This window comes from Arcicella rosea (assembly GCF_014204325.1).
GTDB classification, from domain to species: domain Bacteria; phylum Bacteroidota; class Bacteroidia; order Cytophagales; family Spirosomataceae; genus Arcicella; species Arcicella rosea_A.
In genome coordinates this window covers 1-22295 of record NZ_JACHKT010000025.1, presented here as the reverse complement: position 1 = coordinate 22295, position 22295 = coordinate 1, and the positions used below count along the sequence as shown (strand labels likewise).

17 protein-coding genes are annotated in these 22295 nt (G+C 34.7%); 12 read left to right on the top strand and 5 right to left on the bottom strand.

Translation table 11 applies throughout. From position 1 onward, the window contains the following. The first annotated feature begins 32 nt into the window (after window positions 1–32). Both HNP25_RS15625 and HNP25_RS15620 read left to right on the top strand, forming a co-directional pair. A complete protein-coding gene (locus HNP25_RS15625) occupies window positions 33–1286 on the top strand; it encodes an MFS transporter (RefSeq protein WP_184135596.1) in 1254 nt (417 codons plus the stop codon). Between the two features lie 7 nt (window positions 1287–1293). After that, on the top strand, window positions 1294–2175 hold the full coding sequence (locus tag HNP25_RS15620; RefSeq protein ID WP_221432485.1) for an N-acetylmuramoyl-L-alanine amidase-like domain-containing protein: 882 nt from the start codon (window positions 1294–1296) through the stop codon (window positions 2173–2175). A 24-nt stretch (window positions 2176–2199) separates the two neighbouring features. On the opposite strand, the gene HNP25_RS15615 is transcribed toward HNP25_RS15620, so the two are convergent. Beyond that, entirely contained in the window at window positions 2200–3576 is a 1377-nt protein-coding gene (locus HNP25_RS15615) for an aldehyde dehydrogenase family protein (protein WP_184135593.1), read from the bottom strand. Window positions 3577–3855: 279 nt separating this feature from the next. Between HNP25_RS15615 and HNP25_RS15610 the strand changes: the two genes are divergently transcribed. Both HNP25_RS15610 and mog read left to right on the top strand, forming a co-directional pair. Continuing rightward, complete coding sequence (locus tag HNP25_RS15610) at window positions 3856–4434, top strand: TetR/AcrR family transcriptional regulator (protein ID WP_184135591.1); 579 nt, start codon at window positions 3856–3858, stop codon at window positions 4432–4434. A gap of 270 nt (window positions 4435–4704) precedes the next feature. Further along, entirely contained in the window at window positions 4705–5238 is a 534-nt protein-coding gene (gene mog / locus HNP25_RS15605; protein WP_184135589.1) for a molybdopterin adenylyltransferase, read from the top strand. 38 nt (window positions 5239–5276) lie between these two features. Here the strand turns inward: mog and HNP25_RS15600 are convergent, their stop codons facing one another. Beyond that, the gene (locus tag HNP25_RS15600; RefSeq protein WP_184135588.1) at window positions 5277–6251 is read right to left on the bottom strand and encodes a helix-turn-helix domain-containing protein; all 975 of its coding nucleotides are present in this window, start codon (window positions 6249–6251) and stop codon (window positions 5277–5279) included. 204 nt (window positions 6252–6455) lie between these two features. Continuing rightward, window positions 6456–8078: a S8 family serine peptidase gene (locus HNP25_RS15595; RefSeq protein WP_184135586.1), complete on the bottom strand. Its 1623-nt coding sequence runs from the start codon at window positions 8076–8078 to the stop codon at window positions 6456–6458. A gap of 497 nt (window positions 8079–8575) precedes the next feature. Between HNP25_RS15595 and HNP25_RS15590 the strand changes: the two genes are divergently transcribed. The 3 genes from HNP25_RS15590 to HNP25_RS15580 all read left to right on the top strand — a co-directional run bounded on the left by HNP25_RS15590 (window position 8576) and on the right by HNP25_RS15580 (window position 12826). Then, entirely contained in the window at window positions 8576–9820 is a 1245-nt protein-coding gene (locus tag HNP25_RS15590; RefSeq protein WP_184135584.1) for an MFS transporter, read from the top strand. Between the two features lie 5 nt (window positions 9821–9825). Continuing rightward, window positions 9826–10968 carry a MalY/PatB family protein gene (locus tag HNP25_RS15585; RefSeq protein ID WP_184135582.1) on the top strand — a complete coding sequence of 381 codons (1143 nt, stop codon included), beginning with the start codon at window positions 9826–9828 and terminating at the stop codon, window positions 10966–10968. Window positions 10969–11107: 139 nt separating this feature from the next. Beyond that, window positions 11108–12826, top strand: coding sequence for an IlvD/Edd family dehydratase (locus HNP25_RS15580; RefSeq protein ID WP_184135657.1), 1719 nt, complete (start codon window positions 11108–11110; stop codon window positions 12824–12826). Here HNP25_RS15580 and HNP25_RS15575 read toward each other — a convergent pair. Then, window positions 12807–13031 (bottom strand): hypothetical protein, encoded by a 225-nt coding sequence (locus HNP25_RS15575; RefSeq protein ID WP_184135580.1) that lies wholly within the window; start codon window positions 13029–13031, stop codon window positions 12807–12809. The two genes, HNP25_RS15580 and HNP25_RS15575, sit on opposite strands and share 20 nt — an antisense overlap. Window positions 13032–13247: 216 nt before the next feature. Between HNP25_RS15575 and HNP25_RS15570 the strand changes: the two genes are divergently transcribed. The 3 genes from HNP25_RS15570 to HNP25_RS15560 all read left to right on the top strand — a co-directional run bounded on the left by HNP25_RS15570 (window position 13248) and on the right by HNP25_RS15560 (window position 17225). After that, window positions 13248–15230, top strand: a complete 1983-nt coding sequence (locus tag HNP25_RS15570) for a S9 family peptidase (RefSeq protein WP_184135579.1) — start codon at window positions 13248–13250, stop codon at window positions 15228–15230. Between the two features lie 103 nt (window positions 15231–15333). Continuing rightward, window positions 15334–16419 (top strand): carboxypeptidase-like regulatory domain-containing protein, encoded by a 1086-nt coding sequence (locus HNP25_RS15565; protein ID WP_184135577.1) that lies wholly within the window; start codon window positions 15334–15336, stop codon window positions 16417–16419. Window positions 16420–16457: 38 nt separating this feature from the next. Then, a complete protein-coding gene (locus HNP25_RS15560; RefSeq protein WP_184135576.1) occupies window positions 16458–17225 on the top strand; it encodes an SDR family NAD(P)-dependent oxidoreductase in 768 nt (255 codons plus the stop codon). A 118-nt stretch (window positions 17226–17343) separates the two neighbouring features. Here HNP25_RS15560 and HNP25_RS15555 read toward each other — a convergent pair whose 3' ends face one another. After that, window positions 17344–20151, bottom strand: coding sequence for an outer membrane beta-barrel protein (locus HNP25_RS15555; RefSeq protein WP_184135574.1), 2808 nt, complete (start codon window positions 20149–20151; stop codon window positions 17344–17346). Between the two features lie 299 nt (window positions 20152–20450). Between HNP25_RS15555 and HNP25_RS15550 the strand changes: the two genes are divergently transcribed. Both HNP25_RS15550 and HNP25_RS15545 read left to right on the top strand, forming a co-directional pair. Further along, a complete protein-coding gene (locus HNP25_RS15550; protein ID WP_229202886.1) occupies window positions 20451–21674 on the top strand; it encodes an alpha/beta hydrolase family protein in 1224 nt (407 codons plus the stop codon). A gap of 109 nt (window positions 21675–21783) precedes the next feature. Then, entirely contained in the window at window positions 21784–22194 is a 411-nt protein-coding gene (locus tag HNP25_RS15545; protein ID WP_184135572.1) for a hypothetical protein, read from the top strand. Window positions 22195–22295: the final 101 nt, after the last annotated feature.

Below are 22295 nucleotides of genomic sequence, written 5' to 3'. Positions count from 1 at the left end.
AACCCCGCCTTAGCCTTGGTCAAATCATCAACATGAGCATAGGCTTTATGGGTATTCAATTTGGTTTTGCCCTGCAAAATGCAAATACAAGCCGTATATTCGCAACTTTAGGTGCTAATCCAGACGATATTCCAATTCTTTGGATAGCAGCACCACTTACAGGATTATTAGTTCAGCCAATTATTGGCTACATGAGCGACCGCACTTGGCATCACAAATGGGGGCGTCGCCGACCATTCTTTTTTGCAGGAGCCATTTTAGCCACGATTGCATTGATTGCTATGCCACAATCATCAGTACTTTGGATGGCTGGGGCTATACTTTGGATGATGGACGCTTCTATCAATATTTCAATGGAACCATTTAGAGCATTTGTGGGCGATATGCTTCCAAAAGAGCAAAGAACTACTGGCTTTTCGGTACAAACCTTCTTTATTGGTGTCGGAGCGATGATTGCGTCTGGACTTCCTTCTATTTTAGATTACTTTGGCGTACAAAATACTGCCCCAGAAGGAATTGTGCCAGATACTGTTAGATGGTCGTTTTATATTGGAGCTTTTGCTTACTTTGCTTGTATTCTCTGGACAATTCTAAAAACAGAAGAATACCCACCAGAAGATATGGAAGCATTTCAAAGAGAAAAAGATGAAATGAGTTTCTTACACGGCATCAAAGAAACCGTAAACGGATTGTTTAAAATGCCACAAGTAATGCAGCAATTGGCTCTTGTTCAGTTCTTTACTTGGTTTGCTTTATTTTGTATGTGGCTTTTTATGACTGATGCGGTAACAAAAAATATTTTCGGCTCAACAGATACTAAATCTGCGATTTATAATGAAGGAGCAAACTTTGTTGGTATTTGTTTCTTGGTTTATAATGGTACTGCAATGCTTTTTGCACTTTTACTTCCGAGTATGGCAAAAAAGTTTGGTCGTAAAGTAACGCATTTAATCTGTTTAACAGCAGGTGGATTAGGGCTTATCTCTGTTATGTTTGTTACTTCAAAGTATGCTCTATTACCTTCTTTTGTAGGAATTGGATTAGCTTGGGCAAGTATTTTAGCTATGCCTTATGCCATGCTTTCAGGAAGTTTACCTGCCAACAAAATGGGCTATTTTATGGGTGTTTTCAATTTTTTTATTGTAATACCACAAGTTGTTGCAAGTTTGGGACTGAAAAAATTCATGAATTTAACGCAATTAGAGCCTATACATATCGTTACTTTGGGAGGAGTATTGATGATTTTGGCTGGCTTGTTCAGCCTTCGAGTTGATGATAACGATTAAATATTACATGAGAAAAATTAATTTTAGTAGCTTAAATCAAAACCTTGCAAGCTTGATAAAACCTTGCAAGGTTTTTGTGTTTTCATCAGTATTGGTGATGGGAAGTAGTTTTCAACAACCATTATCAGATGAAGAAATTTATCAAAAGAAAATTCAGCAAGCACAAGGTAGCAATATGCACGAATACACGCTGAATATTGCGAAGGGTTTCCTAAATAGACCTTATAAAGCTTATACGCTTGAAAGTAAAGATGAGGAGAAATTAGTGGTAAACCTCAAGGAGTTTGATTGTTCAACCTTCGTAGAAAGTTGTGTAGCAATGGGCTTGACCTACCGAAAAAATGATACTTCATTCGATAAATTTCAGTATTACTTGAAGCGTTTGAGATATTACAATAAAGGGCAAATCAAAGGCTATGAGTCGAGAATCCATTACTTTTCAGACTGGATTTATACGCACAATCAAGACGGACTTTTAGAAGATATTACGCATAGTTTAGGAGGAATCCCATTGAAGAAAGATATTAATTTCATCAGTACAAACTGGGATAAAAACCCAAATGCAGGCAATACTGCACTTCAAGAAAAAATCAGTAAAGTAGAAAATAAAATTAGTAATCAAGATTTTTATTACATTCCTAAAGCCAAAATTAGAAGTATTGAAGATAAATTACTGAATGGTGACATTATCGGTATTACTACCAATATTGATGGTTTGGACATCACGCACGAAGGTTTTGCGATTAGATTACAAGACAAACGAGTATATTTAATACACGCCTCGTCAGAATTCAAAAGAGTAATGGTGAGCGATAAGCCACTGGCAGAATATATGGCTCCGAAAAAAACACAAACTGGAATCATGGTTGCTAGGTTCAAAATTGAATAACCAACCAATCTTCCAGTTTCAGTATTACTTCTTAAAAATCAAATCCTTATTTTTCAAGAATTTCTTAAATGAATTAGTTCCAATATTTTCAGCTTTGATTTCAAGCGAAGTATTGGAACTTTTTTGATTTCCGTAAAACCTATTTTCTAAGTAAACATCATTGATAGTGACTGTTTTACTTTTCAGTTTATGGGCAATTTTCATTGTTTCGCTATCTTTTCCTGCAAAAACTGAACAAGTAAACGGACTGGCAGAATCATTGACTAAATCCAAAGCTTGTGCTTCATTTAAAAATGACTTTACGGGCAAAATTGGGCCATAAGTCTTCTCTTTCATGATTTTCATTTGATGATTTAAGTTCGTCAAAATCGTTGGGCGACAATAATATCCTCCTTTTTGTACAAGGCATTTGGCTGCTCCTGCTACAATCACTGCTCCTTTTTTAACCGCATCAGCCAATTGTTCATTAATCAAAGTAGCTTGTTTTTCTGAAATAATTGGCCCGATTTCTCCATGATTAATATTCGGATAAGCTAGTGTCAACAAATTACTTTTACCAACTAATCTCGATAAAAACTGAGAGTGAATATTACGATGCACGTAAACTCTTTCGATGGCATCAGCCGACTGACCTGCATTGAAAACACCAGCCCACAAAATTGCTGATGAAGCGTGTTCTATATCTGCTGTTTCCGTAACGATAGCCGCTCCTTTTCCTGCAAATAATAATGTGGCTGGGATAAAATGCTTGGCACTTATCTCATAAATTTTTCGTGCATTTACTTCAGAACCTACATAACAAACAGAATCAGTAATGGCACAAAGCATTTCTCCAGTCTCTTTTCCACCTTCCACAAAGTCCACAAGATTATTGAAATGTAAAATTTGACTAATTGTTTTTTCAATAACTTTGATAAATCTTGGCGTTTTTTCAGAAGGTTTTACGATGACAGCACTACCAGCTAATAAAGCAGGTATGACTTGCATCATAACATTCTGTAAAGGAAATTGCCAAGATCCAATGATTCCAACAAGTTCAAAAGGCTCTGAAAACTCTTCGATGTGATAAGTATTATTATGAAGAATTGTTTGTGCTTCGGGTTTGAAATAAGTATTAGCGAAATCACAAAACTGATCAATTGAAGCCATTACTAAATTGACTTCCGATTCGGTTTCAATTTTTCTACCAGTATCAATCGTTAATGCTTCTGTAATTTCTTCAAGATGTCTTTCTAATGCTTTTTTCCAACGCTGAATAGTTTTTATTCTTTGCTCAATACCAATTACTTGCCAGTTTTTCTGAGCCTGACGCATTACATCGGCTTTTATTTGAAGCGTTTCAAAAGAGAGTAGAGAGATTTCATAATCATATATACCTGTTCTTGGATTTCTTACTTTCATTTAATTATAAGGCTTAAGATTCATGCAACACAATTTACGAAATTGCATTTTTTAAATTTACTGTTTTGATTAGTTTTTAGTTGTGTTATGGGTAATTTTAATGTAAGTTTTACGCAAAAGATTATGCAACAAGCAAAAAATATTAAATTACCCTAGATCAATATTAAGAAATTCCTAGAATTACTTAATTATTCCCAATTTTAATCTATATTTAATGCCAAATTTCAAAAATCACTCACACACGCTTAAAATATAATTTTACCTTCCTTCCACTATTTTATGAATACTGTTAAAGATTTCGACAAAAAAGAAGCCATCTTTCAAGCAACACTAGAACTAATTTCAAAACATGGATTCCACAGCTCGCCCATGTCTGAGGTAGCTAAAAAAGCAAATGTGGCCGCAGGAACCATTTATCACTACTTCAAAAGTAAAGATGAACTTATCTGTGCTCTGTACGTTTACAAACGTGAAAAATCTATTCAGAGTATTTTCAAAAACGACGACACAACTAAGCCATTTAAAGATCGTTTTCGTAGTTTCTATCTACAAATGATTAACTACTACTTTACAAATCCCAAAGAGTTTTATTTCTTAGAACAATTCATGAATTCGCCATATATCGGGATGCTCAAAAAAGAGGATATTACTCGACTTGAACAACCCATTTATGATTTTCTTAGAAAAGCAGTTTTCACCCAAGTAGTAAGAGATATTCCTCCTAAAATACTAATTGCGATGGTTACTGGAAGTGCAAGCTCTTTGATTAAACTTCGTTTGTCAGGAGAATTTCTAATGACATCTTCTGACCTAGAAATGGCTTTTTTTACTTGTTGGGACGGTATTAAAAAACCTTAACTTTACTCTTTATTTTTATTGAAAATCTTGAAAGCAAAATACAAAGCACCCAAGAGTAAAATTAGAAACAATAATGAGAATAGTTTCTCGGCACCTTCAGGCAGTTTTGATTGTAATAAAATCATATCGTTGTTGAGTAGTTTAAAATATAAAAAGCAAAATTCTAATGCGTAATCTACAAATTAACTCATCAAACGTTATTCCACAAAGAATTTTACACTATATTTAAAATTTTGAAAGAAAACGCTTTGATAAGCATATCTAAAATTGATGCAAGAACTTATTAAAATTGGAGTAATCAATATTTCAGACAGGGCTAGTGCTGGAATTTATGAAGACATTCCGGGAAAAGCAGTAGTTGAAACTTTAAAGGATTACTTAGTTTCTACTTTTGAAACTGTTTATAAAGTAATTCCTGATGAACAAGACTTAATTTCAGCAACTTTAATCGAAATGGCTGATGTTGAAAATTGTTGTTTAATTGTAACAACTGGAGGAACAGGCCCAAGCAAAAGAGACGTAACACCTGAAGCTACAGAAGCCGTTTGTGACAAAATGATGCCCGGTTTTGGGGAATTGATGAGAGCCGAAAGCTTAAAATATGTTCCCACTGCTATTTTATCAAGGCAAACGGCTGGTCTCAGAGGTAAATCTTTGATTATCAATTTACCCGGAAAACCAAAGGCTATTCGTCAATGTTTGGATGCAGTATTTCCCGCCGTTCCATATTGCATTGACTTACTTGAAGGTCCATATCTAATTTGTAATCAAGAAATTATGAAAGAATTCAGACCTAAACAATAAATAAAAAATCCACAAAGTTGATTTGTGGATTTTTTATTTTACTTCAATTGATTAAGCTCTAAACTCAATTCTTCTATGAGTGATTTGGCTCTTTCTAGCGATATTCTCGGTTCTGGTAATTCTTTACTCATAAAAGCAGATACTTCCCAAATTTCTGCAATTGATTTCAATGAAATTTCAAAACTTGGAATCGAAGAATCATCAGAACTGAGCAATAAAGTACCTTTTACTTTAATCTGATTATAAACTCTTCTATAAATAACACCCTGTTGCGGGGTAATTAAAATATAAAATTTTCCATCCAAAATATTCGTCCAATGGTCAATGGCATTGCCAATGACAATTGAATTTTGCAAAGGAAAATCACTTCCCATTTCAAACGCCCTACTCTTTTCAGAATTCACAAAAGGCATGGAAAAAGTAGTTAACGTTTTGATGTATTCTGTTTTAGTATAATTCGCCAAATAGTCTTTTATCTGTGACCTTTTTACATAAGGAATTCTGATTTCAAAGTTTTTATGCAGACTTTCATTCAGCGATTTATTATTATGCTGATTTTCAGAAAATGACTTAAAATTTTGCTCAGGAATAGTATAATTTACTCGATTATGAACAAATTGATTTTCGCTTCTAACAGGTTGTTCTTCCTTCTCTTCTTGAAAATAATCATCAATAATTTTAGCAATTGGTTGCGGTTCAGCTTCTTTCTTCTGAAAAGTATTTACAGCATCATTCACTGGCATTTTTACTTGCTCAATAATACCTGTAGTACTTTGTCCTAAACTAATGCCGGGTGTTTCACGAATTTTTCTAATATCAGTCTTAATCAAAGAATCTACAGAAGTACCAAATACTTGTGCAATGGTTTTGAGGTTTTCTAAATTCGGATTGGCTCTGGCTTCTTCATAAGCCCCTAATAATGAGCGTTTAATCCCAATTCTGCGAGAGAACTGTTCTTGAGTAAGCCCATTCAATCGACGAAGATACTTTATATTATTGCTAACGATAGACATGGTTTGACGGTTAAATCACTAGCGCTTGTCTCAATGAATCATTTTGCAAGGCAATAGCTTAAGAAATATTTTTTCTGTGATTAAAAATATTCAAGTAAATTTTCAACGATTTTTTTAAAAATATTGGATAAATATTTTCGTAAAATAACGATAATTTAAGTAGAATGCCAATTATGGATAGAGAATAATTGGCATCTATACTGCCTAATTTTTCAATGAATCTTTTTGTAATTTTTCCGCCAATTTAACGGCTTCATAAGCATTCACAATGCCTCCGCTTAATGAAAGTTTTCCAAATTCAATTAATTCAGATGAACCCGGACGAGCAACTTTTAATTGTGCTAATTTGATAGAAGATTCTAAAATAATTTGCTTTACTTGCTTGTAAGTAAAAGTTGGATAATATGAAATCAATAAAGCGGCTAAACCTGAAACAACTGGTGCAGCCATACTTGTGCCACTCAAATCTTCATATTTTGAACCCACAACCGTCGATTGAATATCTACTCCAGGAGCAAAAACATCCACTGTTTTTTGTCCATAATTAGAAAATTCAGCGACTGTATTGGTTGACTGCATCCATGAAGTTGCTCCTACTTCAATCCAATTATCAGCCTCGGTACCATCTAATAAATGTTTTGTTGGATAATTTTCTTTGGTATCAATATCTTGGTTTTCGTTTCCTGCCGCATGAATCAATAAAACTCCTTTTGATTGTGCAAACTTAACGGCTTCATCAACCGCAGATTTTTGAGGTGAAACAGTTTTCCCAAAACTCATATTAATTACTTTCGCTCCATTTTCAACAGCATACAAAATAGCATTTACAACATCTTTATCACGTTCATCGCCATCAGGCAAAGCTCTAATCACCATAATTTGAACATTATCAGCCACGCCAGCAATACCAAAATCATTATTGCGATTCGCAGCAACAATTCCAGCGACATGAGTACCGTGACGAGCATCTGGGCCTTTTACCTCATTATTCCCATAATTTCTATCTTGAATATTATTTACATCATCACCAACGATTGCTCTAGGATTATAAGTAAGATTCACACCATAATTCAGTTGAGTATCATAATATTCATAAGCTTCTTGAAGCTTGGTTTCATCTTGTCCTAAATCCAAAATCAATTCAAATACTCTTTTAGCTTTCTTTAATTCTTCGCTATCCTTATTTGTAATTTTACTTAAATCGGCTTTAGTTATTTCTTTTACACCCAAATATTGAGTCAATTGAAGCTTGGCATCTATAAATTTATGATAAAGGTTAATCACAAAAACCCCTTGCTCTTTTGCTTCTTTTAACTTGTTCTCGTATTCTTGTTTGTATTTTTTGTACAAATCGTACTCCTTTTTTTCCTCTACAGAAAGAGCTGTTGTCTCGTTATAATACTCATATTTTTTTTGAAGACGAGCAAATTCTCTGGTAATTTCCAAGCTTTCTTTTGCAATGTCTTCTCCGTTTTTTCCTCCTAAAAAATCCCATCCATGAATATCATCAATGTAGCCATTCTTATCGTCATCAATGCCATTATTAGGAATTTCCTTAGCATTAACCCAAATTTTATTGGTTAAATCTTCATGAAGAATATCAACGCCTGAATCAATAATTGCGACGATAACAGGCTTTGATTTTTTATTTTTCAAAATATCACGATAAGCTTTTTCAGTACTGATTCCACGTACTTTATCATCAGAAAAATCTAAATTAAACCAATTGGAAGGAGCATGTTCTAGTGAAGGTTCAAGATATTGGGCATTAGAAGTATTGAAAAGGAAAAGCAGCCAAATCAAACTGAGTTTTGGTAAAATATTCATGGCGGTTATAAAAAATTAAGGATTATATGCTGTTGATGAATTAATTATCTGTAAATCTATGAAAAAGCAAATTCAGATAAAAATGGCAGTTTTAAAAGAAAACACTAAAAGATAGATTGAATATTGTTTTTTAATTAAAAAAACTGGTACAATTTAACATTTTAAACATAATTTCTTTCATAGAATCACCTCTTCATGTGATTTTAAAATCAAAGACTCTTCAACAAGCGTTGACTTTTTGACTGACGTATCAATTGATCAACTGATGTACAATATAATCGGTTGTGGTTAGTATTTTAAAATATGAAGCAATGTGTAAAAATTACCATAAGTTCGCAAATCTGTTTATGTATTTTCCAAGAATATTTTTTTACTTTTTAAGCATTTGTCTTATTTATGGCTTTTCACCATCAAAAATGAACCTGTGTTACAAGGGAATAGTTTACTGATATGATGTACATACATTAAATTTGGGTATCTCCATAAATTCAGAAACGATGAACAAAATCTTTTACGAAAAGAATAATTATTACCCTTGGCTTATATGTTTTTCTGGATTATTGATTTTAGTTGTCATCAACGGACTAACCACCACTTCGCTTTCAGTTTTCGATAAAGTTTTTATCAATGAATTTCATTGGAAACGAGATGAATTAAAACTGCGAGAATCTATAACCAATAGCGTGACACTCTTTTTTATACTTATTTCAGGAGTAATTATTGATAGAATCAGGGTGAAAAAGATGATGCTTTTTGGCAGTTTCGTTTTAACAATCGCTTTGTTTTCATATAGTTTTGTTACCAACAAGTACCAAGCTTATTTTATTCATTTCCTGTTAGGTTTATCCATGATTACCGCTGGTTCTGTTGCTTGTATCATTTTGGTTTCCTCATGGTTTCAAGAAAAAAAGGGATTGGCTTTAGGCATTGTATTAATTGGCACAAGTTTAGGAAGTGCTATCTTCTCTCCTTTTAATCATTATTTATTATCCGAATTTGGTTGGCGACAATCATTTATGATTTTAGCAGCTTTTCCTACTTTAATTTTCTTCTATATTTACTTCGTAGTTGAAAATTCACCAAGCGATATTTCCATTAAAGCACTGGGTAATGAAAACATAACGAACGATTTACTCATCGAAGGAATGACTTATCAAGAAGCTACTAGAACACATCTTTTTTGGCTAATTTGTCTTTGTGGCTTTATTACTTTTTACTGTTTGGTTGGCACCATTGCCAATGTTTTCTTGCATTTAGTGGGACTAGGATTTACTGAAACTCGTGCGAGTTTTTATCTTAGTTTATACTTTATCATGGCTGGTTTGGCGAAGCTATTTGTTTCTATTTTTTCAGATTATATCAATCCATATTGGGTATTTTCAATTTGCTGTATCATGATGATGATGGGCTGTTTTGGTCTTTCCATGATGAATATTCAATTTGTATTTCCTTCAATCGCCCTCATGGCTGTAAGTTGGGGCGGAATTTATTCTTTGTATAATCTTATCGCTATCAAAACATTTGGCTTAGCCTCCGCAGGAAAAATTAACGGTACTATTAACATGTTTGAAGGTGGTGGTTCGTTATTAGGTCCCGTCATGACAGGATTCGTTTTTAGTATCAATCATTCATATCAATTAGCATTCACCATCAATGCAGGATTAATGTTTGTCGTATTAATTCTTTCTTTGAGATTCAAGGCATTTATGCTAAAACTCCAGAAACCAATCTCCCCTCAATAAAATACATGAAATATAATTTTGACGAAATCATCAACCGAAAAAACACCGATTCTCAGAAATGGGATATGTTTAATGACCCAGAGAATGTAATTCCAATGCCTGTGGCTGATATGGATTTTAGATGTCCTGAACCTATTTTAGAAGTACTTAATAATATTACAGAGCACGGAGTATTTGGTTACTCTATTGTTCCTGAAAAGTTGAAAGACCTTTTTCAAGACCGTCTGAAAAATCTTTATAATTGGGAAACTGAAAAAGAATGGCAAGTATGGATTCCCGGTTTAGTTCCTGCTATTTATGCTACTTGTAAAGCAATCGGAGAAGCTGGTGATGCTATTATCACTGCTATTCCTGTGTATCATCCTTTCCATTTAGCACCTGCTTATGTCGATAAAAAGTTGCAGACGTTCCCGATGATTGAAGCGGATGGACGATGGACTTTCGATTTTGAAGCTTTGGAAGCGACGATTACTTCTGACACAAAATTGTTTATGTTGTGTAATCCACATAATCCTGCTGGAACAGTTTTCACGAAGGAAGAACTACAAAAATTGATTGACATCTGTGAAAAACATGACATAGTGATTTGTTCAGATGAAATTCACGCTGATTTAATTTTAGATATTCATAAAAAACATATTCCCACTGCAAGTTTAAGTAAAAAGGCAGCCGACAGAACCATTACTTTGATGGCTCCTTCCAAAACTTTTAACATTGCGGGATTGGGTTGTTCGGTTGCGATTATCCCTAATCCTGAACTTCGTCAGAAATTTGAAAAAGCCAAACATGGATTTTTTCCACCGCTTACTCGTTACTCACAAGAAGCTGCTTTTGTGGCTTATCGTGATTGTGAAGATTGGCGTTTGGCTTTAGTTGATTATCTGAAAGAAAATCATGATTATTTATACGAAGCCTTGAATGGCTACAAAGGATTAAAACTCCTTCCTTTAGAAGCTACATATTTGGCTTGGATTGATGCCAGAGAAACAGGTATCGAAAATATCCAAGAGAAATTCCTTAAAGCGGGCGTAAGAATAATGGACGGAAAGATTTTCAAAGGCGAAGGATTTTTTAGATTAAACTTCGCTTGTCCGAAAGCCACACTCATCGAAGCCATTGAAAGAATTAAAAGTGCTTTGGCAGAATAAATTAAAAATCCCTCCAATTTTTGATAGTTTGGAGGGATTTTTTTTACCTTACAATCCCATTTCAAAATATCAGGATAAAATTCGGTATAATTTTAATAATTTCCACTTTGGAAAATAAACTATTTACATGGAAAATAATATGGAAGAAAATAAAGCTTTACGCTCACAAAATTGGTTTGGGAAAACAGGAAAAGATGGTTTTATTTATCGTGCTTGGATGAAAAATCAAGGTATTCCGCACGACCAATTTGATGGTCGCCCTGTCATCGGAATTTGTAATACTTGGTCGGAACTTACCCCTTGCAACGCTCATTTCCGTGATTTGGCAGAAGCCGTAAAGATTGGCGTGTATGAAGCAGGTGGTTTTCCTGTGGAGTTTCCAGTAATGTCTTTGGGCGAAACTTTGATAAAACCTACTGCCATGTTGTACAGAAATTTGGCAAGTATGGATGTAGAAGAATCAATTCGTGCCAATCCTGTTGATGGTGTAGTATTGCTTTGTGGTTGCGATAAAACAACTCCTTCTTTAGTGATGGGTGCTTGTAGTGTAGATATTCCAACCTTGGTTATTTCTGGCGGGCCGATGTTGAAAGGACATTTTAAAGGAAAAGATATTGGTACTTCTGATGTTTGGCGTTTTGCTGAAGCCTATAAATTAGGACAAATTTCACAGTCGGAATTTGTGGAAGCTGAGGCTTGTATGGCTCGTACTCAAGGACACTGTGCTGTGATGGGAACGGCTTCTACAATGGCAACGATGGTTGAGGCATTGGGTTTATCTCTTCCCAATAATGCTTCGATTCCTGCGGCGGATGCTCGTAGAAAAGTAATTTCTCAGTTTTCGGGAAGACGTATCGTAGAAATGGTGAAAGAAAATTTAACCCTTTCAAAAATTCTTACTCGTGAAGCCTTTGAAAATGCGATTATGGTCAACGCTGCGATTGGCGGTTCAACCAATTTTGTGATTCACTTATTGGCGATTGCAGGTAGAATTGGCGTTGATTTAAACATTGAAGATTTCGACAAATTCTCTCAAAATATTCCATTATTAGCCAATCTTCAACCATCTGGTGAACATTTTATGGAAGATTTGTATTATTCTGGTGGTTTGCCAGCGGTAATTAAAGAAATGCGTGAAGTACTTCATAATGATGCTTTGACAGTAAACGGAAAAACAATTGGTGAAAACTGTGCAGATGCTGAGGTATATAACAGAAACATTGTGGCTACGATGGAAAATCCTTTCAAACCCAATTCTGGCATTGCTGTAGTAAAAGGAAATCTTTCTCCGAATGGAGCTGTGTTGAAACCTTCAGCAGCTACGCCTGAATTAATGGTTCACCGTGGTAAAGCAGTAGTTTTTGAAACCATTGAAGATTATCACGCCAGAATTGAAGACCCGAATTTAGACATCGACGAAAATTCTGTGATGGTCTTGAAAAATGTTGGGCCAAAAGGTTATCCAGGCATGGCAGAAGTTGGCAATATGGGTATTCCAAAGAAGCTTTTAGAAAAAGGTGTTCATGATTTAGTTAGAATTTCTGACGGAAGAATGTCAGGTACAGGTTTTGGAACGGTTGTATTGCACGTTTCGCCAGAAGCTGCCGCTGGTGGAAATTTAGCTTTGGTTCAAAATGGCGATTATATCAGTTTGGATGTGCCAAACAGAACGCTAAACTTAGAAGTATCAGACGAAGAATTGGCTGAAAGACGTAAAAATTGGGAAGCTATCGACATGAATATTACTCGTGGTTATGTAAATCTTTATATCAATCACGTTGAACAAGCTCACTTAGGAGCTGATATGGATTTCTTGAAAGGAAAATCTGGAAGTATCGTTACCAGAGATTCTCATTAGTACCAAAATGATGCTCGTGAGTATCAAAACGATACTCACGAGTATTAAAACGATGCTCACGAGTATTAAAACGATGCTCATGAGTATCAAAATGATGCTCACGAGTATCAAAACGATGCTCACGAGTATCAAAACGATGCTCACGAGTAGCAAAACGATGCTCACGAGTAGCAAAACGAGACTCTTGAGTATTAAAATGTGACACTGTGTCAAAAAACAGATTTTGTAGCGGCAAACCCTTGCGGTTGCCGTTCTGAGTGCGGCAACCGCAAGGGTTTGCCGCTACAAAAAAAATACGGTTTTGAGAAGTTGTACCAAATTGAATCTTTCATAAAGTACTAATTCAAAATTCATATCTCTCAAAAAATCTTTTGGGGAATTTTCTTATCTTCGATTTCATTCAAAAATCTTCAACAACAACATGAAAAAACATTTACTCTTAATCTCGCTTTGTTTTTGGGCGAGTTTTAATTTATCTGCTCAAAATCCTGTCAAACGTGCTTTAAAACCCTCTGATGTTTATCGTTTAAAAACAATTTCAGATGCTAAAATTTCACCTGATGGGAATTGGGTAAGTTACACGCTTTCAACGGTTGATTCTGCCAAAAATAAAAGAAATGCCGATGTTTACATGGTTTCTTGGGATGGAAAAGAAACCGTTCAACTCACGCACACGCCTGACGGTGAATCTCAAGCTCGTTGGAGTCCAGACGGGAAATACTTGTCCTTCATTTCATCAAGAAATGGTTTAACAAGTGGTCAAATCTGGTTAATGGACAGAAGAGGTGGCGAAGCCAAACAATTGACAGATTTGAAAAAAGGTGATTTAGAAGAATATGCTTGGTCGCCAGATGGGAAAAAAATTGCTTTGGTCATTAAGGTTTCGGCTGATACTTCTAAATCAAAAGTACCCAAACCCATCGTAATTGACCGTTTTCAGTTTAAAAGAGATGTTGAAGGTTATATTACCCGAAGCTCGACGCATCTCTATTTATTTGACATTGAAACCAAAAAGATTGATACTTTAACCAAAGGAAATTTTGAAGAAGAATCACCAGTTTGGTCACCCGATGGAACACAGATTGCCTTTTTGAGTAATCATTCTGAAAATCCAGACAAAAACTCAAACAGTGATATTTTTGTGATGGATGCGAAAGCCAATGCTCCAGTAAAGCAATTAACAACTTGGACGGGAAGAGATTATTCACCCGTTTGGAGTCCAGATGGCAAACAAATTGCCTATTTGAGAACTACTTCTTCTGAAGCCTACATCATGTACGACCAGTCTATTTTATGCACGATTTCAAAAGATGGAGGCGAACCAAAACTCTTGACGAAAACATTAGACAGACCTGTTTCTTCACACAAATGGACAAAAGACGGTACGGCATTAATCGCTTTAGTAACCGACGACCGTACAAGATACATTGCACAATTCAACGCTATTGACGGAAAAATCACTAAACTAATCGATGGAGAAAGAAGCTTTACAGCATTAGAAAGACATCCTAGTGGCACTTTTTTAACGACGATGAGTAACCCGCAAACGCCTGCGGAACTATATGTTTTTGAAAATAATGCCATTAGAAGATTGACTAAACATCATGAAGCTTTCCTTGCACCTTTGGCATTGGCAAGCGTTGAAGGTTTTACCTCAAAAAGTAAAGATGGTGCTTTGGTTTCAAACCTTTTGTATCGCCCAGCGAATGCTTCAAAAACAGAAAAATTGCCTACGATTTTCTTTATTCACGGTGGGCCAGTAGCACAAGATGAATTCAGTTTTGATTTAAGTCGCCAAATGTTGGCTGCCGCTGGTTATAATGTGGTGGCGGTAAATTATCGTGGTTCAAACGGTAGAGGTTTAGCATATTGTAAAGTAATTTCGGGTGATTGGGGCAACAAAGAAGTATTGGACATTTTGGGTGCAACCGATTATGTAGTCAATAATGGCATTGCTGACCCAGAGAAATTAGGAATTGGTGGCTGGAGTTATGGCGGAATCTTGACAGATTATACCATTGCAACGGATACTCGTTTTAAAGTAGCATCAAGTGGTGCAGGCGTAGCAATGATTTCATCAATGTATGGTGCAGACCAATATATTTTACAATACGAACATGAATTAGGGGCGCCGTGGAAAAATTTTGATAAATATATCGCACTTTCGTATCCATTCTTGAAAGTAGAAAAAATCAAAACACCAACACAGTTTATGGTCGGTGAAAGTGATTTTAATGTACCAGCCATCGGTAGTGAACAAATGTATCAAGCGTTCAAATCAGTAGGAATTCCAACGGAATTGATTATTTATCCGGGACAATTTCATGGCATCACCAACCCCATTTTCCAAATCGACCGCTTTGAGCGTTACTTGAAATGGTTTGGGAAGTATTTGAAGAAGTAAAATAGCTGTCAGCTATCGGTCTTCGGATTTCGGCTGTAGGATTTCAGATTTTTTTTGGTTTTCCATAAACACATACAATCAGTTCCAAATGATAGAATACTTCATGAAAAAAATATTTTATCAATGTATTTTTTTACTCCTTTTTTACTCCTTTGCGTCGTTTAGTCAAGTGACGATTAAAGGCAAAGTAATTGACGAAGAAAATAATAAGCCATTACCTTTTTCAACGGTTTTTGTGGTAGGCTCATCCATTGGAACAATTGCTAATGAAAACGGAGATTTCATCCTAAAAGTATCTTTCGGAACCATACAAATCGGGGCTTCATTTATTGGTTATACAACAGTCAGCTCCGTTTTTGAAAGTAAACAATTGATTGCCAAAACACTTACTTTCAAGTTGATGCCAGTCAGCAAAGAATTACTTGAAGTAAAAATTGAAGGCAAAGTAAGCAAACAGTGGCTCAGAGATTTTAAAGTTTTCAAAAAAGAATTTCTAGGAGAAAGTGATAAAGATGGAGATTATGAAATTGAAAATCGGAATAAAATTCGATTGTTTTGGGAAGAAAACAAACTCTTTGCCAGTTGTGATGAACCGCTTGTTATCATCAATCACAAGCTTGGTTACAAAGTATTTAGTACTTTGCAAGAGTTTCAATACACAACCAATGGCGATGTTTCTTATTTAGGTATTACTCGTTTCGAACCTTTGAAAGCACAAAACCAAACAGAACAAAATACTTGGGAACAAAACCGAAAAGAAGCTTATTTAGGTTCTCCAAACCATTTTTTCAAATCATTGATAAGACATCAACTAAAAGAAAATAAGTTTTTAGTCGTAAAAGATACTTTGTTCAATTATCGCATTAATGATTTTTATCAAAAATTGGCAAACAAAGCTTTTCAGATAGATTTAGATAAAATGATTGAGCCAGATTCTGTAAATCATCAATATTTTTTTAAGCTCAACTCTCCTATCGAAATTGTTTATGAAGGAAAAAATAATCAACAAGCCAATTATCGTTATCGATATTTACGCTTTGAGCACACAAGTATTTACCTTTCCAATAAAGATGACATAAAATACTTAACTTCACAAGGAGAATTGTATCCTCCGCAATCCTTAAAATTTTTTGGGAGTATGGGGAATTATCGCATTGGAATGGCTTTACCTTCCGATTATGAGCCTTGATAAAATTTTTAAAACAGTACGAAACAAAACAGAAGAATATGCTTGAACAACGTTTCCAAAACCAAGTAGCGATTGTCACTGGTGCAGGTATTGGCATCGGTTTTGAAATTGCGAAACAACTAGCAGAGCAGGGTGCTAAAGTGATGTTGAACGATATTGATGAGGGTTTGGCGGACTCTTCGGCAAAAACAATTCGAGAAAATGGAGGAATTTGTGAAGCTTTTGGTGGAGATGTAGCTGACTTGGGAATCATTCAGCATTTAGTTCAAAAAACAATAAAAAGCTTTGATAAAATAGATATTTTAATTGCCAATGCTGGTATCACAACTTTTGGCGATTTCTGGGAATATCAGCCTGAATCAATGCAGAAAATCTTACAAGTAAACTTGTTTGGCACTTTCTTCTTGACCCAAGCAGCAAGTAAACAAATGCTAAAACAAGGACATGGCGGAAGTATTTTACTAACGTCTTCTGTGACGGGACATCAGGCACATAAATATTTAGCAGCTTATGGAATGACAAAAGCGGGGATAGAACAACTGGCTAAAAATTTAGTGGTTGATTTATCCCCGCATCAAATTAATATCAATACTGTTGCTCCGGGTGCAACGCTTACTGAACGGACTTTAAGCGATGCTAATTATCTTGAAACTTGGTCCAGAATTACTCCTACTGGTCGCCCAGCTACTGTTCAAGACATTGCCAATGCAGCACTTTTCTTAGTTTCTCCACTTTCCAGACAAATCACTGGTCAAAGTATCGTAGTAGATGGCGGCTGGACTTCTGTTGGTCCTTCGCCTTATTAGTTGTGAGTTAAAAAAATTCTTTTCTTTAAAACAAGTTCATAGATACTGTATTATTCCAACAGTTTCAGCGAATAAAATTCACAACTCATCACTCATAATTCACAACTCACAATTATTTCTAGCTTTTCCAATATTTCTTCAAATTATAACTAAACGTTAACATAAAATATTGTTGAAGAACATTCGATTGATTGTCTTCGATATAAGTTGTTGTTATGTTTCTTTGAATACTGGTGTTTAATTTCAATAAATCGAATACAGACAGGCGAATTTCTCCTTGTTGTTTATCAAACAATTTCTTCGCTACAGCCATATTCCATAATGTATAAGATTGATTGAACGAAGACGAAAGTCCAGAGTTTGAATAATAAGTAGCATCTGTATTAAATACAATTCCTTTCCAGAAAATAATATTTAAACGCAACTTTACATTTTGATTAAAGTAATTATTATTCAAAGTATTTGAAATGGTATTTTGAACAAAGCTAATATTTGAGTTTGACGAAATCGTAAAGTCAACATTTTGGCTAATATTACTACTTAACACTAAACCAAAAGCATAACGTTGAGAATCGCTATAATTCAAAGCACTGTTAATTAAGCCGGGTGTTCTTGAAAAACTAGCCGTAAGATTGGTATTGATGTTTGACTTGATAGCTTTCACAGGAAAACCATAAGAAATAAAACCTCTCACCGAATACTGTCCATCTAAATTAACAGGACGAGAAAGCTGAGAGCCTGACTTTAAGATGATGTCTTTGCTAATTACAGTATCTCTTGTTGCGATAAAACTGCTATTTGTAATATTTCCTACTACAAAGTTGGCACTCATTAAAGTAACAAAATTCGAGAAAGTAGTTGGACTAGTCGCTGTATAACGTAGAGAAAGCTGGTGTTGATATTCTTGTGTTAATCCAGAGTTACCGGTTGATAACCTCAATGGATTATTGTTATTTACTACTTCTTGCAATTGGCTTATACTTGGCTGTTGCGTTTGTGTTTGATAATTAAAACGCACAGATTTAGCATTACCATTGATATTATAACGCATTGAGAAAGAAGGCAAAATATTGTTAAAGCTTTTGTCCAAGTTATACACTTTAGGAAAAATCTGCTCATTCATCAAATGTGCATTCTGATAGCGTACTTCCGCAGAAATATTCATATTTCTTGAGAACTGACGGAAACCAGTTCCAATTCTGTAGTTATAATAATCACTGTTGAAAACGTTACTTAACAAAGTATCTAAACGGTTGTAAGTTTGTTCTGAATCAGAAAAATTATACGCATATTTTTCTGACTGGCTTTCATTATAACCAAAACTTGTACTCAAGAAAACCGCACTTTGCTTACTGATAGGTTCTGAATAATATAAACTTGTTGAAAGTCCCAAACCATTGGCATCGGTATTGGAACGTTGATTCAAAATTCTAGCTGAAGGATTTGTTCCATAAAAATTATTAACTGAATTCAATGAACCTTCTGCATTTCTGTCGTTATAAGTAGTAGTCACATTAAACGTTAATGAACGCCCCATTTTAGCAAATCGATGTCTGAAAAGTATATTGTTAGAGAAATTAATAGCATTATTATTACTTGCGTTTTTATTCAAAACATCATTCAGTTTACTACCTTTCAAGTTGGTAACACCATCGTAGCCAGAACTTGCATCAGTAGTTTGAAAACTTAAATTAGGTGTCATTACTAATGAATTATTATCATCAATTTTATATTCTAATCTAAAATATGCACGGTGATTCAAGCTTTTCGTACTTGAATTACTATTTTCAGTATATGTTTGTCCAGCATTTGAACTTTGGATATATTGTTGAAAACTGTTTTCTACAATAGAATTACTTGATTGATTCAAGAAATAACTTCCTTGTAATTTCAATTTTGTTCCCCATTCGTTAGAATAGTTTAAACCAAAAGCATTCGTTGTGTTATAACCGGGTTGATTATTAACCAAAAAATTCCCAGAGTTGTCACCGCCGCCACCAGCACCGCCGCCTCCGCCACGGTTTCCACCACCACCGCCACCTCTGCGTGACTGTGCACTACCGCTGGCAACACCTGTAAGATCTTCCGAAGAAAAATTTTGTTGATTAATATTATTCGATTGAAACAAGACTGTCAAACGACTATTTCCTTTGAAACGATTAATACTTGAACCTACTCTGTATGAATCGTTTGTACCAATACCAGCAGAATTTCTACCGAAAACACCATTTCTCATATCAGGACGAGTAGTAATGTTTACGGTTTTAGTCGTATTACCATCATCCAATCCTGTTAGTTGAGATTGTTCACTCAATTGGTCAAATACCTGAATTTTATCAATTACTTCAGCTGGAATATTTTTCATGGCTGCGGTTGCGTCTTTTCCGAAGAAAAGTTTTCCATCAATCATTACTTGTTTTACTTCTTCACCTTGAATTTGCATTTTACCATTTTCAACAACCGCACCTGGCAATTTTTCGATTAATTCATCTGCATTAGCATCAGGATTTACTTTATAAGCTCTAGCGTTGAATTCCAAAGTATCTTTTTTCTGAATTACAGCGGCTACTTGCCCGACTACTTTTACTTCGTTAAGTGTCTGACTATCTTCAATCAAAAGCAATGTACCTAACGCAACGGTTGGCTCGTCTGCAACAGTAATATTTTGTCTGAGTTCTTTATATCCTAAGAAGCTTACACGGATAGAATAATTGCCTTTCCTTACTTGCTGAAACTGAAACTTTCCTAAATCATTGGTAGGTATAGTTCTTTTTCGAGTAGAGTCTGCAAGATTAACAAGTGAAACATAGGCACTTTTTAATGTCTTTTGGGTAGCCATCTCTCTAATTTCTCCGCTAATTACAGTTTGAGCATAGAATTTGGTACAAGATAGGATTAGGGCTAAGAGGAAAAATATTTTTTTCATAACGAAGGTTTGTTTTTATTTTAACACAAATTAAAAAAAACGTAGCTGAAGCACTCTGATTTGAGACAAGCACGAATTATTGTGCGACTTATCTGTAATTAATTTCTTTTATGGTAAATTTGAGTTTATATGGATTATCTATCTTTGATAATTCATATAAATGCTTTAGATTAAGTCTAATGATAATGGTTTAATCATAAATTTTATTTATTTTGAATCCTTTAAATAAATGCCAAATTTTGAACCTCATTTCTTAAATAATTCTTTGTCCTCTTCGTTAGTAAATCAAAAACAACAAAATGAATAAACCTCAACAACACAAAATAGTATTATACTTCTTAATGACTTGCATAGGTATTTGGTTTGCAAGTTGTAAGAATAAAATAAGTGACCCAGACCCAATCCCAAGTAATCAGTATCTAGTAAGCAGCACATTGATTGGTACCTATTCAAAAGATGTACTAAAAACCAGAACTGATGTTTTAACTGGGGGAATAAATGACCCATTGGTGGCTATTTTTATTAGCGGTTTACTTAAGTATGACGTGAAGGCTTATAAAATTATTTATAAAACAAAAAATACAGATGGCACTGAAATTCAAGCTTCGGGTGCTTTGATTGTACCACAAACCACAGAAGCGGTTCCATTAATCAGCCAACAACATGGTACCATTCGTTCTGATAGTGCCGCTCCATCAAACTATGGAACAAGTAGTGAATCTTATACAATTGCCTCCCTTTTCGCTTCAAATGGTTATATCATTTCCTGCCCAGATTACATTGGCTATGGAGCTTCAAAAAGCATTGTTCACCCTTATGAACATCGTGAAAGTTTAGCACAAGCCAGTTTAGATATGATTCGTGCTTCTAAAGAATTTATCACGACTGAAAAATTAAACTGGAGTAAAAAATTGATGATTACAGGCTACTCTCAAGGAGGTTTTGCTACGATGTCTTTACAAAAGAAAATTGAAGAACAATTCCCAACGGAATTCAATTTAGTCGCTTCCTCTTGTGGTGCTGGTGCTTATAATAAAACGGCTTTCATGAAGTATTTGATTAACGAAACCACTCATGCGATTTCAGAATACAATCAACTTTACATTTGGGTAGTACAAACTTATAACCGTATTTATGGACTCAACAGAGCAATGAATACTTATTTCAAGGAGCCTTATGCCACAGACATTCAAAACAATGGAAATACTGCAAATGTACCTGTAAGTTTCAATCTTACCTTTGCAGATGCTTTCAAGAAGAATATCAATGATGGAACAGATACTCAATTTTTGAATGCTGTAAAAGACAATGACGTTTTTGATTGGGCACCAAAAACAGAAACGCAATTGTATCATGGCAATGCTGATCAACAAGTATTTTACTTAAATTCATCGACAGCAGTTACTGCCATGAAAGCAAAAGGTGGCAATGTTACTTTAATTACAAAGGCTGGTGGAACGCATGGTTCAACTTTACAAGATTATGCCATCGGAACTTTCAACTTTTTCAATGGCAAAAAATAAATAAACGCCGAAAATGGTTTTGAATAGCCTAGTAAAATTGCTTAGGCTATTGAAAATTTGAATTATTGTTTATAATTTTATCAAAACCATTAAAATCCCTGAAAAATCAATGCAACTTTCGCTAATTTCTGAAATGCCCGAATTAGAAAAGAAAATTTTCTTGGACATTTACGCTAAGGTGTACTTTGATACTCGCCGTAATCGCCCAAGATTAAAAACCATTGATGGACAAGCGATTCCCTGTGATTTGAAAATTGGTTGCCCCACAAAAATTATCGCTGATTTCCCTGAAGGAACTATTTATAAATTAGACGCTCGTTTGATTCAAAAGAATGGTCGTCAACCGTATTTCTTGACAATCAATAAAAAGAAAGTACAAAGAGCCATTGAATTTTTTGAACATAATTTACAAATTCAAAAAGGCTTAAAAACAGAATGTAAAACCAAGAAAGTAACTTTTGAAAAAGTAAAAAAAGACAAAAAAACTGATACTTTTAAAGACGACATTTCGATTTTTTAAAGATAAAAACATGAGTCATCCCGAATTTTAAAATCACAAAAAAGCGGTCAAAATTAGTTTTTGACCGCTTTTTTGTGATTGATGAGCAATGAATTCCTACT

What these genes read in the sequence shown, in the direction of transcription:
- HNP25_RS15625 (WP_184135596.1), top strand. Translation starts at nt 33, where the DNA reads ATGAGCATAGGCTTTATGGGTATTCAATTTGGTTTTGCCCTGCAAAAT.
- HNP25_RS15620 (WP_221432485.1), top strand. Translation starts at nt 1,294, where the DNA reads ATGAGAAAAATTAATTTTAGTAGCTTAAATCAAAACCTTGCAAGCTTG.
- HNP25_RS15615 (WP_184135593.1), bottom strand. Translation starts at nt 3,576, where the DNA reads ATGAAAGTAAGAAATCCAAGAACAGGTATATATGATTATGAAATCTCT.
- HNP25_RS15610 (WP_184135591.1), top strand. Translation starts at nt 3,856, where the DNA reads ATGAATACTGTTAAAGATTTCGACAAAAAAGAAGCCATCTTTCAAGCA.
- mog (WP_184135589.1), top strand. Translation starts at nt 4,705, where the DNA reads ATGCAAGAACTTATTAAAATTGGAGTAATCAATATTTCAGACAGGGCT.
- HNP25_RS15600 (WP_184135588.1), bottom strand. Translation starts at nt 6,251, where the DNA reads ATGTCTATCGTTAGCAATAATATAAAGTATCTTCGTCGATTGAATGGG.
- HNP25_RS15595 (WP_184135586.1), bottom strand. Translation starts at nt 8,078, where the DNA reads ATGAATATTTTACCAAAACTCAGTTTGATTTGGCTGCTTTTCCTTTTC.
- HNP25_RS15590 (WP_184135584.1), top strand. Translation starts at nt 8,576, where the DNA reads ATGAACAAAATCTTTTACGAAAAGAATAATTATTACCCTTGGCTTATA.
- HNP25_RS15585 (WP_184135582.1), top strand. Translation starts at nt 9,826, where the DNA reads ATGAAATATAATTTTGACGAAATCATCAACCGAAAAAACACCGATTCT.
- HNP25_RS15580 (WP_184135657.1), top strand. Translation starts at nt 11,108, where the DNA reads ATGGAAGAAAATAAAGCTTTACGCTCACAAAATTGGTTTGGGAAAACA.
- HNP25_RS15570 (WP_184135579.1), top strand. Translation starts at nt 13,248, where the DNA reads ATGAAAAAACATTTACTCTTAATCTCGCTTTGTTTTTGGGCGAGTTTT.
- HNP25_RS15565 (WP_184135577.1), top strand. Translation starts at nt 15,334, where the DNA reads ATGAAAAAAATATTTTATCAATGTATTTTTTTACTCCTTTTTTACTCC.
- HNP25_RS15560 (WP_184135576.1), top strand. Translation starts at nt 16,458, where the DNA reads ATGCTTGAACAACGTTTCCAAAACCAAGTAGCGATTGTCACTGGTGCA.
- HNP25_RS15555 (WP_184135574.1), bottom strand. Translation starts at nt 20,151, where the DNA reads ATGAAAAAAATATTTTTCCTCTTAGCCCTAATCCTATCTTGTACCAAA.
- HNP25_RS15550 (WP_229202886.1), top strand. Translation starts at nt 20,451, where the DNA reads ATGAATAAACCTCAACAACACAAAATAGTATTATACTTCTTAATGACT.
- HNP25_RS15545 (WP_184135572.1), top strand. Translation starts at nt 21,784, where the DNA reads ATGCAACTTTCGCTAATTTCTGAAATGCCCGAATTAGAAAAGAAAATT.